The sequence below is a fragment of the Variovorax sp. RO1 genome (assembly GCF_002849325.1).
In the GTDB taxonomy this organism is placed as follows: Bacteria; Pseudomonadota; Gammaproteobacteria; order Burkholderiales; family Burkholderiaceae_C; genus Variovorax.
In genome coordinates, this window is the sequence record NZ_PKMT01000002.1 from 974,656 (window position 1) to 989,600 (window position 14,945).

Sequence of the window (14,945 nt, forward strand, 5' to 3'; positions counted from 1 at the left end):
TCGGTGACGTACCTTCAGATCCGCCCTTCCTCCACAGCGTGGCAGGCCACCTGCACGCCCTTGAGGCTCATCAGCGACGGTCGCTCCGACGAGCAGCGCGCATTGGCATGCGGGCAGCGCGGATGAAAGGCGCAGCCGGTCGGCGGGTTCAGCGGGTTCGGCACCTCGCCCTGCACCGGTGTGCGCGCACGGCCGGTGTGCTTCATCTGCGGGATCGCGTCGAGCAGCATGCGGGTGTACGGGTGCTGCGGCTCGGCAAAGAGCTTCTGCTTGTCCGCCACCTCGACCAGCCGGCCCAGGTACATCACGCCAACCTGGTCGGCGACGTGGCGCACCACGGCGAGGTTGTGCGAGATGAAGAGGTACGTCAGGCCCTGCTCGCGCTGCAGGTCCTTCATGATGTTGAGCACCTGCGCCTGCACGCTCACGTCGAGCGCGGAGGTGGGCTCGTCGCACACCAGGAACTCGGGCTGCGTGGCGAGCGCGCGGGCGATCGAGATGCGCTGGCGCTGGCCGCCCGAGAACTGGTGCGGGTACTTGCTCATGTCCAGCGGCGAGAGGCCCACCGACTGCAGCAGTTCGCCCACGCGCTGGCGCAGTGCGTCCTTGTCGGTAAGGATGCCGTGCTCGCGCAGCGGCTCGCCGATGATGTCCTCGACGATCCAGCGCGGGTTGAGGCTCGCGTAAGGGTCCTGGAAGATCATCTGGATGCGGCGGCGCAGCTGCCGGCCTTCGGGTGTCTTGAACGCGGCGTGCGCATCCTGCCCGTCGAACTGCAGGCCACCGCGGGTCGGCGCATACAGGCCGACCAGCAGCCGTGCGACGGTGCTCTTGCCGCAGCCCGACTCGCCCACCAGCGCGAGCGTCTTGCCGCGCTCGATCGAAAAGCTCACGCCATCCACCGCATGCAGCAGCACACGCGGCTTGCGTTCGAGCACGCGGTTGAGCCAGGGCGGCGACACGTCGAAGGTGCGCGCGAGGTCGTGCGCGACCACGAGCGGCTCGCCCGTGGCGGCCGCGGTCGTGGCGGTGCGGGGTTCGGTCACGGCGCTCATCGGGTCACCTCCACGAGGGGTTCGGTCGCCTCGGGCGTGGCGCGCTCGCCGGCCGCCAGGGCGTCGTGGTGTTGCGCGGCGATCTCGGCCTGCCCCGCATGTGGGTCGGCGGCGTCGTGCAGCCAGCAGGCGGCGCGCGTGGCGCCCGCATGCATCAGCTCGGGCCGTTCGGTCAGGCAGCGCGCAAAGGTGCGCGGGCAGCGCGGGTTGTAGGCACAGCCGGTCGGAATGGCGTTGAGCCGCGGCATCGCGCCGTCGATCTGGTTGAGCCGTTCGCGGTCGATCGTCATGTCGGGGATCGACGCCATCAGGCCTGAGGTGTAGGGATGCGCGGGCTGGTGGATCACTTCGTGCACCGGACCGATCTCGGCGATGCGGCCCGCGTACATCACGGCCACGCGATCGCAGGTTTCGGCGATCACGCCCATGTCGTGCGTGATGAGCATCACCGCCGCGCCACGGTCTTTGCAGATCTGCTTGAGCAGCTGGATGATCTGCGCCTGGATCGACACGTCGAGCGCGGTGGTCGGCTCGTCGGCCACGATGAGCTTGGGCTCGGCCGCGAGCGCAAGCGCAATCACCACGCGCTGGCGCATGCCGCCCGAGAACTGGTGCGGAAAGTGGTCGATGCGCTGTTCGGCGGCGGGAATGCCGGTGTCCTGCAGCAGGCCGATGGCGCGCTTGCGCGCTTCCGATTCGGTCACAGGCAGGTGGGTGCGGATGGTCTCGATGAGCTGGCGGCCCACCGTGTACAGCGGGTTCAGCGAGGTCAGCGGATCTTGAAAGATCGCGCCGATCTTGCGGCCGCGGATGGGGCGCATCGCATCGAAGCCGAGGTTGTCGATGCGTTGGCCCTCGAGCAGGATCTCGCCGCTGGCCACGCGGCCCGGCGGTTCGAGCAGGCCGATGATGGCCGCGCCGGTGAGCGACTTGCCCGCACCCGATTCGCCCACCACGCCGAGGATTTCTCCCGGCGCGATGTCGAAGGAAATGCGGTCGATCGCGCGCAGCGTGCCGCGACGGTGCGGAAATTCGACGACGAGGTCTTTGACCTGGAGCAGCGTCATGGGGCGTTGTCCTTTTCTGTTCAGCGCAAGCGCGGATTGAGCGCGTCGCGCAGCCAGTCGCCGAGCAGGTTCACGCTGAGTGCGATGAGCACCAGCATCAGGCCCGGGAACACCGTGATCCACCATTCACCCGAGAACAGGTACTGGTTGCCGATGCTGATGAGCGTGCCCAGCGAGGGCGAGGTCGGCGGCACGCCGACACCCAGGAACGACAGCGTGGCCTCGGTGATGATCGCGGTCGCGACCTGGATGGTGGCCAGCACCATCACCGGCCCCATCACGTTGGGCAGCACGTGGCGCAGCATGATGCGCAGCGGCGCCACGCCGGTGACGCGCGCGGCCTGCACGTACTCCTTGTTGCGCTCCACCAGCGTGGAGCCGCGCACGGTGCGCGCGTACTGCACCCAGCCCGTGAGCGAGATCGAAATGATCAGCACGCCGAAGGCCAGCGATTCGTGCGCGCTCGGAAAGAGCGCACGGCCGACACCGGCGATGAGCAGCGCGACCAGGATCGGCGGGAACGACAGCATCACGTCGCACACGCGCATGAGGAAGGAATCGAGCCAACCGCCGAAGAAGCCGGCCAGCAGGCCGAGCACCACGCCGACCACGACCGACAGCACCACCGACACCACGCCGACGATCAGCGAGATGCGCGCGCCGTAGATCACGGCCGAAAGAATGTCGCGGCCCTGGTCGTCGGTGCCGAGCAGGTACTTGGAGGAGCCTTCGGCGTTCCAGGCTGGCGGCAGGCGGGCGTCGCCGAGTTCGAGGGTGGCGAGGTCAAAAGGATTGTGCGGCGACACCCATCCGGCGAACACCGAACAGAAGACGCACACCAGCGCAATGACGGCGGCAGCGATCGCCACCGGCGAGTTGCGGAAGCTGTAGCCGACATCGCTGTCGAGCCAGCGAGCAAGGGTTTTTTTCATCGCCGGGCCGCGTGGGGGTTATTTTTCATCGTGAGGCAAAAAAGAATGGGCCCGCAACAAGCGGGCCCATGGTCGGGCCGCTCAGGCAGCGGCCCAGGGTCGACTTACTTGATGCTCATCCACTTGAAGTACATGAAGTTGTCGGCCAGTTGCACCAGCTCGACCTTCTTGCTCACGCCCCAGGCCAGCGACTGCTGATGCAGCGGCAGGTGGCCGATGTCGTCGGAATGGACCTTGAAGGCTTCCTTGATCATCTCGTTGCGCTTGCCCTTGTCCGACTCGGACTGGATCTTCTTGGTCAGCTCGTCCAGCTTGGGGTTGCAGTAGGCACCCAGGTTGAACTGGCCCGTGCCCTTGTCGTCGGGGCACGAGGTGAGCGAGCTCAGCGCGTTGTGCGAGTCATAGGTGGTCGGGGTCCAGCCCAGCATGTAGAAGCTGGTGTCGCGGCGCAGGATCTTCGGGAAGTAGGTGCCCTTGGTCTCGGCCACGAGGTTGATCTTCACGCCGATCTTCGCGAGGTTGGCGGCCACGCTCTGACAGATCTGGCCGTCGTTCACGTAGCGGTCGTTCGGGCAGTTCATCGAGACTTCAAAGCCGTTCGGGTAGCCGGCTTCGGTCAGCAGCTTCTTGGCGGCATCGACGTCGAAGGGCAAGCGCTTGTCCTGGTCGGCGGTCCAGCCGTTGATGCCCGGGCCGACGAGCAGCGCGGTGGGTTTGGAGGCGCCGCGCATCACGGTGCGCTGGATGCCGGCAATGTCGATGGCCTGGTAGAAGGCCTGTCGCACGCGCTTGTCCTTGAACGGGTTCTTGCCCTTCACGTTCGAGTACTGCAGCTCGTCGCGCTTCTGGTCCATGCCCAGGAAGATGGTGCGCATCTCGGGGCCGGTGATGACGCGGGCGTTGGGCGCGGCGTTGATGCGCGCGATGTCCTGCACGGGCACGGGCTCCATCACGTCGACTTCGCCGGAGACCAGCGCGGCCACGCGGGTCGCGGGGTTGGCGATGGGCGTGAACACGATCTCCTGCGCGTTGCCGTCGATCTTGCCCCAGTAGGTGCCGTTGCGCGTGAACACGGTGCGCACGTTGGGCTGGCGTTCGCGCACGCGGAACGGACCGGTGCCGTTGGCCTTGAACGAGGCGGTGTTCTCGATGCCCTTGCGGCGGTCGACGGGCTTGGTGGCCTGGTTTTCCTCGCACCACTTCTTGCTCATGATCATGGTGAGCGAGATCACGTCGGGCAGGATCGGGAACGGGCCGTTGGTTTCGATTTCGACGGCGAGGTCGCCGACCTTGCGCACGGCCTTGATCTCGCTGAGTGTGGCCTTCATGTCGGAGCCGTCGCCCTGCGCACGCGCGAAGCTGAACACCACGTCGTCGGCGCTGAACGGCGTGCCGTCATGGAACACGACGCCCTTGCGCAGCTCGAAGCGCCACACGTTCGGCGAGGTCTGCTTCCAGCTCGTGGCCAGCAGCGGTGCCAGGCTCAGGTCCTTGTTGCGGCCCACGAGAGTTTCATAGACGTTGGCGGTGACGCTCAGTTGCAGCGACTCGTTGAGCGAGTGCGGATCGAGCGACAGGGCATCGCCCTGGTTCGCGATGCGGATGGTCTGCGCGCTCGCGACCATGCTGACGGCGCTCAGAGCGCACAGGACAGCGACCGCGGCCGCCTTCTTCTTGAAACTCATGGGAACACTCCTCGGGTTGGGATCAAAAAACACATCAAGAAGCCGCGGTGGCGGCTGCTTGCTCTGGCTGCGTACCGCGGGTGGCGGCAAGCGGCATGCCCCGCTCGATCAGCCCCGCATGCAATGCGGCGCCGAGCGGCAGGATCTCGTCATTGAAGTCGTAGCGGCTGTTGTGCAGGAAGGCGCCGCTGCGGGCGTCCTGGCCGATGCGCAGATAGGCACCAGCCTTCTTCTGCAGCATGAAAGAGAAATCTTCGGCGCCCATGCTGGGCTCCAGGTTGCGATCGACGTTCTTTGCACCGACCAGCGACTCGGCCACGTCGGCCGCGAACATCGCCTCGGGCGCCGTGTTGATCGTGGCCGGATAAATGCGTTCGTACTTGATCGTCGCGGTCGCGCCAAAGCCGGTGGCAATGGCCGTGCACAGCTCGCTCAGGCGCTGCTCGACCTGCGCCTGCACGCGCGCGCTGAAGGTGCGCACGGTGCCGACCAGTGTGGCCTCGCCCGGGATCACGCTCATGGCACCGAGGTCGCCGGCCTGCACCGCGCAGATGCTGACGACGGCCGCGTCGATGGGGCGCACGCTGCGCGACACGATGGTCTGCGCCGCGGTGATGATGTGCGCGGCCACCACGACGGGATCGATGGTCTGGTAGGCGTGCGCGCCATGGCCGCCCTTGCCCTTGATCTCGATCGTCACGCGATCGGCCGCGGCCATCATGGCGCCACGGTTGATGCCCACGGTGCCGGCCGGCATCGCGGGCCAGTTGTGCATCGCATAGACGGCGTTCACCGGAAAGCGGTCGAACAGGCCGTCTTCGATCATCACGCGCGCACCGGCAAAGCCTTCTTCGCCGGGCTGGAAGATCAGCACGGCGGTGCCGTCGAAGTCGCGCGTCTCGGCCAGGTAGCGTGCGGCGCCGACCAGCATGGCGGTGTGGCCGTCGTGGCCGCAGCCGTGCATCAGGCCGTCGTTGGCGGAGCGCCAGCCGAAGTCGTTGTCTTCGCGCATGGGCAGCGCGTCCATGTCGGCACGCAGGCCGATCATGCGACCGCTGGCCGTCGACTTGCCACGGATGACGCCGACGACGCCGGTCTTGCCGATACCGTCGTGGATCTCGTCCACGCCGCAAGCGCGCAGTGCTTCGCGCACGCGGCCCGAGGTGTAGACCTCTTCGAAGCCGAGTTCGGGGTTGGCGTGCAGGTCGCGGCGGAAGGCCGTGATCTCGGGATAGAAGCTGGCGATGTGCGCGAAGGCCCGGCCGGAGGCCTGCAGGCGCGGCGTTGCTGCGGCCGTGGCGGCTGTTACGGCGCTCACCTCAATGGCCTCCCGCCTTGCCCACGCGCAGCCGGGGATCGACCACGAAGTACAACAGGTCGACCACGAGGTTGATCACCACGAAGATCAGCGCAATCAGGCACAGGTAGGCGGCCATCACGGGGATGTCAGCGAAGGTCACTGCCTGGATGAAGAGCAGCCCCATGCCAGGCCACTGGAACACCGACTCCGTGATGATCGCGAAGGCGATCAGGCCACCGAGCTGCAGGCCCGTGATGGTCATGACCGGCACCAGCGTGTTCTTGAGCGCATGGCCGAAGTGGATCGCGCGGTTCGACAGGCCCCGCGCGCGCGCGAACTTGATGTAGTCGGTGCGCAGCACCTCGAGCATCTCGGCGCGCACCAGCCGCATGATCAGCGTGAGCTGGAAGATCGCCAACGTCACCGCCGGCAGGATGATGTGGTGCCAGCCGTCGGCCTTGAACAGGCCGCTGGTCCACCAGCCGAACTGCACCGTGTCACCGCGCCCGAAGCTCGGGAACCAGCCCAGCGTCACGGCGAAGACGAGGATCAGCAGGATGCCGATCAGGAAGGTGGGCAGCGACACGCCGAGCAGCGACACAGTCATGAACACCTGGCTCATGAAGGTGCCACGGCGCAACGCGGTGTACACGCCCATCGGAATGCCGACGAACAGGGCCAGAGCTGCGGCCACGAGTGCGAGTTCGAGCGTGGCCGGAAAGCGCTCGCCGATCAGGCGCGACACCTTGGCGCCCTGACGCAGGCTCAGCCCGAACTCGCCTTGTGCGGCGTTGACGAGGAAATGCCAGAACTGCACGAAGAAGGGTCGGTCGAGCCCCAATGCGGCGCGCATTTCACGGATCTGATCGGGCTTGGCGTCCTGTCCCAACAGGAACACGACCGGGTCGCCGACATATTGAAAGAGGAGGAAGGCAATGAACGCGACCGCGATCATCACGATCACGGCCTGGATCAGGCGGCGCAGTACAAAGGCAGTCATTCAACAACAATAGTGATCGCGGCATGCTAGCAGTGCAAGCAGCGTGCCCGCACGGGGGTTCCCCGGGGGTGGAGGCGCAATTTTTACGAGTGAGAACAAGCGCGCCCCAAATGAAAAAAGCCACCCGGCTTGCGCCGGGTGGCTTTTGAGTCTTTCGATTCGAAGCTGGCTTACGCCAGCATCAAATTAGAAAGCGTGACGGATACCGAAGTCGTAGCCGGTCGAGTTCTTCGGGGTGAAGACACCGCTGTTGATGAAGGCCGGGCCGCCGACGGTCAGAGCTGCACCGTTCTTGTTGCTCACGCGAGCGACGGTAGCGTACAGAGCCGTGCGCTTCGACAGGTTGTGCACGTAGCCGATGGCCAGCTTGTTAGCCTTCGGGTCGGAAACGCGGGGCGTGAAGAACGACTCGGGCTGGTTGAAGTCGTACTTGACGTGCGAGTACGAAGCGCGGATCAGGCCAGCACCGACGGGCACAGTCACGCCCAGCAGGTAACCGGTCAGATCGGTGTCAGCAGCGGCGTTGGCGAACGGGGTGACTTCGTAGTCGACCTTGTTCTTGACGCGCGACACTTCACCGAACAGCTTCACGGGACCGAAGTCATACGAAGCGCCCAGGTTCAGCGTGTTGACCTTGTTGGTCACGCCAGCGTAGAACTGGTCACCCGAGGTGCTGCTGCCATAAGCCAGCGCAACGTCCAGAGGACCGTTGGCGTAGCCGAAGCGGCCACCGACGTAACGACCGGTGCGCGAGTTGTTCGCGACGTTAGGCGTAGCGGTACCGGGGCTGAACTTGTCCTTCTCGTGGAAGCCGTACTGCACTTGGCCGTAGAAGCCGCCCAGGTTCGGGGGCAGGAAGTAGCCGATGGTGTTGCTGGCGCGAACGTAGTTCGGGTTGCCACCAAAGCCACCCGAACCGCCGGTGGTGTTGAAACCGCTGGCCGTCGAGATCAGGTTGGTGCCAACGCCGTTGGTGCCGAACGGATCGAACACGGTGTCGTTCCAGAACGTCGGGGTGTAATCACGACCCAGGCGAACTTCACCGAAACCACCCGACAGGCTCACGGTCGAGCGACGAGCGAACGTCGACACGCCGGTTGCGCCGTCGTCATTGGTGATCGGGGCTTCGAGCCAGAAGCTGGCTGCCAGGCCGCCACCCAGGTCTTCCGTACCACGGAAGCCCAGACGGCTGGAGTTGTAACCCGAGTTGGCCAGAGCCGTACGGCTGACCTTGACGCTGCCCTGGTTCAGGTAGAACGGGTTCAGGAACGTGGCGCCGCGCAGGTCACGCGAGGTGGACGAGTAGCCGCTGATCGACGCGTCGACCACACCAAACAGAGTGACGGACGACTGAGCCGAGGCAACACCGGCAACAGCCAGGGCAGCCAGAGCAACTAGAGATTTTTTCATTGCAAGTTTCTCCAAGGTTAAACATAGGGCTCCGGTGCGAAGGGCTCACCGTGACTGGCACTTTGTGCTCCCACCGGACCCCGGGCCAACCTCCTTTTGGGAAGTTGATGCTATTGCACCAGAGCCACTGCAACAGGGCAAAACAAATCGCCCTAAATCTGGGAAGCCCCGCGTGTTTCGTTGCAGTCGTGCAACAAAGGGCTTAGGCGGGTTGTTTTTCCATGATGTGAAACAAAATGTGGCCGACTTGCATCGCTGAGCAGGTGGGTTCAAATAGGCGCATGACCGCCTTGTTCGACCCAGCCCTGACTGCCGCCGATGCGGCTTTGCGCACGCTTTTTGCCCGATCTCACGCCACTCGGGCGCTTCCCCCTGCAACTGAGCCGCAAGGTGAACTGAGCGAATCGGAACGCCGCGAAGCCGGCGCCCTGATGCGCGTGAACCATGTCGGCGAAGTGTGTGCACAGGCGCTGTACACCGCCCAAGCCGCTGTGACGCGTGACCCGGCATTGCGCGCCCATTTCCTGGAAGCCGCGCATGAAGAAACCGACCACCTGGCCTGGACCCGGCAGCGGCTGGACGACCTGGGTGCCCGCCCGTCCCTCTTGAATCCGCTCTGGTATGCGGGAGCCTTCGGCCTCGGCCTGATTGCCGGACGCCTGGGCGATCCCTTGAGCCTCGGTTTCGTTGCAGAAACCGAACGCCAGGTGGAAGCGCACCTCGAAAGCCACCTGGATCGCCTGCCGCCGACCGATCACGCCTCGCGCGCCGTGGTCGAGCAGATGAAGGTCGACGAAGCCCGCCACGCCACGCAAGCCGTGGACGCTGGCGCGGCGGAACTGCCGGCGCCAGCCAAGGCCCTCATGCGCCTGGCATCACGGGTCATGACGACCGTAGCGCACCGGATCTAGCCTCGCAGGCGCCGCTGCGGGCGTTTCAGGTTTCGATCAGGTCGAAGCTGGTCGTGATTTCCGCCGTCTTCGCCAGCATGATGCTGGCCGAGCAATAGGTTTCGTGGCTCAGGGCGATTGCCCGCTCTACCGCGGGAGCCGGAATTCCCTTGCCCGCCACGGTGAAATGCATGTGGATCTTCGTGAAGACCTTGGGGTCCTTTTCCGCGCGCTCGCTGGTCAGCTTGACGCTGCAGCGCTCGACGCGATGGCGCCCCCTCTTCAATATGAGCACCACGTCATAGGCGGTACAGCCCCCGGTACCCGCGAGCACGGTTTCCATTGGCCGCGCGGCCAGGTTCTGGCCGCCGTTCTCGGGCTTGGCCGCGTCTGGCGCCCCGTCCATCATCAGGACGTGGCCGCTGCCAGTCTCGGCCACGAAGCCCATGGCCGATCGAGTGCCTGCGTCACCGGTCCAACTTACTGTGCATTCCATGGTGTTTCAGTTCCAAATGGGACGAATTGGTGCGGAAAAATGCGCACCAAACATCAACTTGTGTGTGGGAAAAGCATCGCCCGCTTGTTGCGTCGCAACAAAGGGTGGGTATACTCTATTTCATTGCTGCGCACTTCATGATGTGCACCCAGTTGTCTCCTCCACCCTTCCAATTGGTGGATTTAGCCCCGAGTCGCAAGACTCGGGGCTTTTTTCTTTGTCCGATCGACAGAGAGCCACTCTAGCCATCCGCCCCCGAAAGGGCAGCTGCTCTGGCTGCCCTGGCTGTTGCCGGTGTTGCCTCGGCTCAGTCGTCCGTCACTCTGTTTGGTGTGGTCGACGCGTCGATCAGCGGCTACTCGTCCACCTCGCGTGACCAGAACAACGGCGTGACGTACAACGCTGCTGGCTTCCCGGTCTACAACCCCTTCTATGTGAATAAGGGCAGTGTCAAAGTCAGCCGTACGGCTCTGGCCAACTCGGGTTACAACACCAGTCGCCTGGGCTTCCGTGGCACCGAAGACTTGGGTGGTGGCCTGGCCGCCAGCTTCTGGCTCGAAGCCCCGATCACCAATGACGACGGCGCAACCGGTGTTTCGACGTTCTCGCGTCGTTCGACCGTGAGCCTGTCGGGTGGTTTCGGTGAAGTTCGCCTGGGTCGTGATTACACCCCGACGTTCTGGAACGACACCGTGTTCGATCCGTTCGGCACCAACGGTGTGGGCACCAACCTGATCATGACGGCCGGCAATTTCAACACTACCGGCGGTTCGGGTGGCTTTGGTGGCAACCCGAACTACGTTCGCGCCAGCAACACCATCGGCTACTTCCTGCCCCCGAACCTGGGCGGCTTCTACGGCCAAGTGCAGTACGGCTTCCATGAGCAGAACAAGTACGACAACGCCAACTTCACACCCAAAGCCGGCACCGCTTTCGCTCTGAATCCGAAGACTGGCGCGATCGAAAAAACTGACGTTGCAGCTGCCAAGAGTCGCACCGGCCGTTACGTCGGTGGCCGCTTCGGCTACGCCAACGGTCCTCTGGACGTTGCGCTGGCTTATGGCAGCAGCACCTCGGATGACCAGTTCTACGTGGGCACGACCTCCAAGGTCAACACGCTGAACCTGGGCGCTTCGTACGACTTCGGTCCCGTGAAGCTGTTCGGTGAAGTGTCGCGCGTCAAGAACAAGGTTGACTACGAAGTCGCCCCGCTCACCCACGCTACGCCTGACACTGATCTGACCGGCTACCTGCTGGGTGTGACCGTGCCCGTCGGCGCTGGTCTGATCCGCGCTTCGTACTCGTCCGTCAAGTACGACCTGAACCAGCCCGAGTCGTTCTTCACACCCCGCGCTGCTGACCCGAAGGCGAACAAGCTGGCTATCGGCTACGTGCACAACCTGTCGAAGCGCACGGCCCTGTACGCCACCGTTGCTCGCGTGAGCAACAAGAATGGTGCAGCCCTGACCGTTGGCGGCCCGGCCTTCGTGACCACCGGTGACTTCACCCCGAAGACCTCGACCGGCTACGACTTCGGCATCCGCCACGCCTTCTGATCGACCACGGCTCGATTCTCATGCTGGCCCTTGCCAGTTTGAATCAAGAGGCCTCCAAGCTGCCCGGCTCACGCCGGGCAGCTTTTTGTCCTTCCTCAACTCACCCGGCCACGCCTGCTCTGCAGCAGCCCCACATTCATTTCTCCGCTCAGCACCGATGCGTAGAAACGCTCGACCATGTTGACGCTCGTGCGTGCATTGCGCGCCAAGGTCAGCATGTCGATTCCTTGCCCATACAACAACCGCAACGTGATGGCGGTATGGCGCAGGCAATACAGCGTCCTCGATTGACCCAGTGGGCCCTTCTCGAGCCCCGTCTTTTCGAGCACCCAGTGAAAGAAGAAATTGAGAACCGCCAGCGCGTGCTCGCGGTTCTTCAGGTGCGGCATGAAGATGTAGTCTTCCGCCCCGCCGAAGCCATGCGCCTCGCGATAGGCGCGCAAACATTCATAGACACGAACAGCAGGCCGCAGGCTCACGATGGGTTGGCTGTGCCGCTTGGTCTCCGGCAAGTTCATCCGCAGGTAGACGTGCTTGCCGCGCACGACCTCGATGTGCTTGTGCTTCATGAGCTTGATATCGCTCGGGCGCACGAAGGTATTGACCATCCAGCGGATCAGCCACGGCAGCTCGTCGGGCATGACGAGCAGTTCACGTGCAATCCAGAAGCGCTCACCAGCCGTCAACCGATCAAGCACCGGATGCGAGTGACCACGCAACTTGCGCGCGGCCGCAATCAGCGCGCGGTACTCCGCCACGCTGAAGCTGCCTCGCGGCTGGCTGCGCACCTTGATCTTCGGAAACACGGGCGCTTCGCGCACCGCGCCGGTGTGCACACCGTGCATCACGATCTTGCGCAACAACACGAGGTACTGCGCGATCGTTGTGCTGGTGAAGCCTTGCTCGCCAAGGTGATCGATCAGTCGCTGCACATCGGCCGTCACGAACAACGTCGCCTGCACATCGCCCAGCAACGGAACGATGTGTGCACGCAATCTGTTGCCCATGACCTGCCATGTGGGCCGTCCGATTTCGCCGCGTTGCACGCGTGCGGCCTCGGCTTGCATCAGTCCTTTCGAAAGGTCACTGACAGAAACTGATAACAAATTCTGCCCAACAGTTATCGAATTAGCGGGCGTATGAATCGCGGGATAGGTGCGCGCAAAAAAACCGGAATCATTTGCAGCTGGAGCCTTGCGGAATAGGTTTATGACATTTGTGTCCATGACATTCCCCGCATGCAATACCGATGCCTCTTATGATTGATGGTTAGCAAATGAAAACTCCCTGGAAAAGATCTTGCGCAATGCACCCGTTACCGCGGCTTTAACGCCCGCCGACTATCTCAGAAAAATCCTCAATGCGCGGGTCTACGACGTGGCCGTCGAGTCCGCTCTGGAGAAGGCGCGCGCGCTCAGCGAGCGGCTAGGCAATACCGTATTGCTCAAGCGCGAGGACCAACAACCCGTCTTCAGTTTCAAACTGCGCGGTGCCTATAACAAGATGGCGCACCTCAGCAAAGCGCAATTGGCGAGTGGCGTGATTTGCGCATCGGCCGGCAACCACGCACAAGGCGTTGCGCTCGGTGCGCGCAAGCTCGGCACGCGCGCAGTGATCGTGATGCCCGTGACCACGCCGCAATTGAAGATCGATGCGGTGCGCGGTTTCGGCGGCGAGATCGTGTTGCACGGCGACAGCTATTCCGATGCCTACCTGCATGCGCTCGAATTGCAAGCGCAACAGAACCTGACCTTCGTCCATCCGTTCGACGACCCCGATGTCATCGCGGGCCAAGGCACCATCGCGATGGAAATCCTGCGCCAGCACCAGGGTCCGCTCGACGCAGTGTTCGTGGCGATCGGTGGCGGTGGCCTCATCTCCGGCGTGGCCAACTACATCAAGGCCGTGCGGCCCGAGATCAAGGTGATCGGCGTTCAGATGAACGACTCCGACGCGATGATGCAATCGGTCGCCGCGCACCAGCGCGTGAACCTGCCCGACGTGGGCCTGTTCTCCGATGGCACCGCCGTCAAGCTGGTCGGCGAGGAAACCTTCCGCATTGCGCAGAACCTGGTCGACAGCTACATCTCGGTCGACACCGATGCCGTGTGCGCTGCCATCAAGGATGTGTTCGTCGACACGCGCAGCATCGTCGAGCCGGCCGGCGCGCTGGCCGTGGCGGCCATCAAGCAGTACGTAGCCGAGCACGGCCGCCAGGGCGAGACCTACGCGGCGATCCTGTGCGGCGCGAACATGAATTTCGACCGCCTGCGCTTCGTGGCCGAGCGCGCCGAGGTCGGTGAAGAACGCGAAGCACTGTTCGCCGTGACCATCCCCGAAGAGCGCGGCAGCTTCCGTCGTTTCTGCGAACTGATCAGTGAGTTGCCTGCCGGCGGCGCACCGCGCAGCGTGACCGAATTCAACTACCGCATCAGCGACGCGGCCAAGGCCCACGTGTTCGTCGGCCTCACGACCTCGGCGCGCGGCGAGTCAGCCACGATCGCGAAGGTCTTCATCGAGCACGGCTTCGACGCGCTCGACCTCACGCACGACGAACTCGCCAAGGAGCATCTGCGCCATCTGGTGGGCGGTCGCACGGGACTCGCGCACGACGAGCGCCTGCTGCGCTTCGTGTTCCCCGAACGTCCGGGTGCGTTGCTCAAGTTCCTGAGCCTGATGCGGCCGAACTGGAACATCAGCCTGTTCCACTACCGCAACCAGGGCGCCGACTACGGGCGCATCCTCGTGGGCCTGCAGGTGCCAGCCGAAGAGTCGGCCGCCTTCGACAGCTTCCTCGAAACGCTGGGCTACCCCTGCGTCGAGGAAACGGCCAACCCGGCCTACCGCCTGTTCCTTCAGGCCTGAGAAGAAAAGAGAAAGAGACCGCTGCGCTTACTGCGCAGGGGTCTGCGCCTGCGGCGGCGGCTCCATCGCGGCGCCCGCTGTGGCGGCAGGTTGCAGTTGCTGCTGCGGCGGCATCGCCACCGCCGGCATCGTGGCCGGCAACAGCCCGGCCGGCGCAGGTGACTGCACCGTGGGCAGCCCGGCAGGCGGCGTCGGAAGCCCCATGCTCAGCGGCGCACGCACCGGCAGTTGCAGCGTGAACGCCGCCGGCCCGTCGCGCTGGGCACCGAGCGTCGCCGCGCGCACACCCACCGACTGCAGCACATAGCTTTCACCGACCTTCGAGCCGACGCGGAACGGCCGCGGCGGCTTGCCGTCGATCGAGATCAGCGCCGCGCCCTGGTTCGACGGGTCCGCCACCACGCCCGACAGCGCGAAGCGGCTCGCGGCCTCCGGCGCCACGGGGGCGTTCGACGTCACCGTGACCACGCCCAGCAACCGGGCCACCGCCTCGGCATCGGCCGCGACCGGTGCACGCGGCATCGTGGCCGCAGCGGCCACGGCATCGGCCGGGGACGCCAGCCGCAGCGCCCAGAACACCGCGGCGCCTGCGGCCAACGCCCAAAGCCCCGTCGTTGCAAGTGGGGCATGCCAGCGGGCTGCGGAGTAAGGACTTGTCATGGCCGCGGATTATCATGCAGCGCGCTTAC

13 protein-coding genes are annotated in these 14,945 nt (G+C 64.5%); 3 read left to right on the top strand and 10 right to left on the bottom strand.

What is annotated here, in order from left to right; translation table 11 throughout:
* Positions 1–14: 14 nt before the first annotated feature.
* The 7 genes from CY658_RS15670 to CY658_RS15700 all read right to left on the bottom strand — a co-directional run bounded on the left by CY658_RS15670 (position 15) and on the right by CY658_RS15700 (position 8,449).
* Positions 15–1,055 (bottom strand): ABC transporter ATP-binding protein, encoded by a 1,041-nt coding sequence (locus CY658_RS15670; protein WP_101491056.1) that lies wholly within the window; start codon positions 1,053–1,055, stop codon positions 15–17.
* Positions 1,052–2,122, bottom strand: coding sequence for an ABC transporter ATP-binding protein (locus CY658_RS15675; RefSeq protein WP_101491057.1), 1,071 nt, complete (start codon positions 2,120–2,122; stop codon positions 1,052–1,054). The genes CY658_RS15670 and CY658_RS15675 overlap by 4 nt, the downstream gene beginning before the upstream one ends.
* Positions 2,123–2,142: 20 nt before the next feature.
* A complete protein-coding gene (locus CY658_RS15680; protein ID WP_101491058.1) occupies positions 2,143–3,054 on the bottom strand; it encodes an ABC transporter permease in 912 nt (303 codons plus the stop codon).
* 104 nt (positions 3,055–3,158) lie between these two features.
* On the bottom strand, positions 3,159–4,739 hold the full coding sequence (locus tag CY658_RS15685; protein ID WP_101491059.1) for an ABC transporter substrate-binding protein: 1,581 nt from the start codon (positions 4,737–4,739) through the stop codon (positions 3,159–3,161).
* Between the two features lie 34 nt (positions 4,740–4,773).
* Positions 4,774–6,057: a M20 aminoacylase family protein gene (locus tag CY658_RS15690; RefSeq protein WP_101491060.1), complete on the bottom strand. Its 1,284-nt coding sequence runs from the start codon at positions 6,055–6,057 to the stop codon at positions 4,774–4,776.
* 1 nt (position 6,058) lies between these two features.
* On the bottom strand, positions 6,059–7,039 hold the full coding sequence (locus tag CY658_RS15695) for an ABC transporter permease (protein ID WP_056573001.1): 981 nt from the start codon (positions 7,037–7,039) through the stop codon (positions 6,059–6,061).
* Positions 7,040–7,225: 186 nt separating this feature from the next.
* Positions 7,226–8,449, bottom strand: a complete 1,224-nt coding sequence (locus CY658_RS15700; protein WP_101491061.1) for a porin — start codon at positions 8,447–8,449, stop codon at positions 7,226–7,228.
* A 281-nt stretch (positions 8,450–8,730) separates the two neighbouring features.
* On the opposite strand from CY658_RS15700, the gene coq7 reads away from it, so the two are divergent.
* On the top strand, positions 8,731–9,360 hold the full coding sequence (coq7, locus tag CY658_RS15705) for a 2-polyprenyl-3-methyl-6-methoxy-1,4-benzoquinone monooxygenase (protein WP_101491062.1): 630 nt from the start codon (positions 8,731–8,733) through the stop codon (positions 9,358–9,360).
* Positions 9,361–9,385: 25 nt separating this feature from the next.
* On the opposite strand, the gene CY658_RS15710 is transcribed toward coq7, so the two are convergent.
* Complete coding sequence (locus CY658_RS15710; protein WP_056509299.1) at positions 9,386–9,835, bottom strand: OsmC family protein; 450 nt, start codon at positions 9,833–9,835, stop codon at positions 9,386–9,388.
* Between the two features lie 272 nt (positions 9,836–10,107).
* Here CY658_RS15710 and CY658_RS15715 point away from each other — a divergent pair, with 272 nt between their 5' ends.
* Entirely contained in the window at positions 10,108–11,391 is a 1,284-nt protein-coding gene (locus CY658_RS15715) for a porin (RefSeq protein ID WP_101491063.1), read from the top strand.
* A 95-nt stretch (positions 11,392–11,486) separates the two neighbouring features.
* Here the strand turns inward: CY658_RS15715 and CY658_RS15720 are convergent, their stop codons facing one another.
* The gene (locus tag CY658_RS15720; protein ID WP_257884882.1) at positions 11,487–12,458 is read right to left on the bottom strand and encodes a hypothetical protein; all 972 of its coding nucleotides are present in this window, start codon (positions 12,456–12,458) and stop codon (positions 11,487–11,489) included.
* Positions 12,459–12,690: 232 nt separating this feature from the next.
* On the opposite strand from CY658_RS15720, the gene ilvA reads away from it, so the two are divergent.
* Positions 12,691–14,256, top strand: coding sequence for a threonine ammonia-lyase, biosynthetic (ilvA, locus tag CY658_RS15725; protein WP_257884883.1), 1,566 nt, complete (start codon positions 12,691–12,693; stop codon positions 14,254–14,256).
* A 27-nt stretch (positions 14,257–14,283) separates the two neighbouring features.
* On the opposite strand, the gene CY658_RS15730 is transcribed toward ilvA, so the two are convergent.
* On the bottom strand, positions 14,284–14,916 hold the full coding sequence (locus CY658_RS15730) for a type II secretion system protein N (RefSeq protein WP_101491066.1): 633 nt from the start codon (positions 14,914–14,916) through the stop codon (positions 14,284–14,286).
* Positions 14,917–14,945 lie beyond the last annotated feature (29 nt).

What these genes read in the sequence shown, in the direction of transcription:
- CY658_RS15670 (WP_101491056.1), bottom strand. Translation starts at nt 1,055, where the DNA reads ATGAGCGCCGTGACCGAACCCCGCACCGCCACGACCGCGGCCGCCACG.
- CY658_RS15675 (WP_101491057.1), bottom strand. Translation starts at nt 2,122, where the DNA reads ATGACGCTGCTCCAGGTCAAAGACCTCGTCGTCGAATTTCCGCACCGT.
- CY658_RS15680 (WP_101491058.1), bottom strand. Translation starts at nt 3,054, where the DNA reads ATGAAAAAAACCCTTGCTCGCTGGCTCGACAGCGATGTCGGCTACAGC.
- CY658_RS15685 (WP_101491059.1), bottom strand. Translation starts at nt 4,739, where the DNA reads ATGAGTTTCAAGAAGAAGGCGGCCGCGGTCGCTGTCCTGTGCGCTCTG.
- CY658_RS15695 (WP_056573001.1), bottom strand. Translation starts at nt 7,039, where the DNA reads ATGACTGCCTTTGTACTGCGCCGCCTGATCCAGGCCGTGATCGTGATG.
- CY658_RS15700 (WP_101491061.1), bottom strand. Translation starts at nt 8,449, where the DNA reads ATGAAAAAATCTCTAGTTGCTCTGGCTGCCCTGGCTGTTGCCGGTGTT.
- coq7 (WP_101491062.1), top strand. Translation starts at nt 8,731, where the DNA reads ATGACCGCCTTGTTCGACCCAGCCCTGACTGCCGCCGATGCGGCTTTG.
- CY658_RS15710 (WP_056509299.1), bottom strand. Translation starts at nt 9,835, where the DNA reads ATGGAATGCACAGTAAGTTGGACCGGTGACGCAGGCACTCGATCGGCC.
- CY658_RS15720 (WP_257884882.1), bottom strand. Translation starts at nt 12,458, where the DNA reads ATGCAAGCCGAGGCCGCACGCGTGCAACGCGGCGAAATCGGACGGCCC.
- CY658_RS15730 (WP_101491066.1), bottom strand. Translation starts at nt 14,916, where the DNA reads ATGACAAGTCCTTACTCCGCAGCCCGCTGGCATGCCCCACTTGCAACG.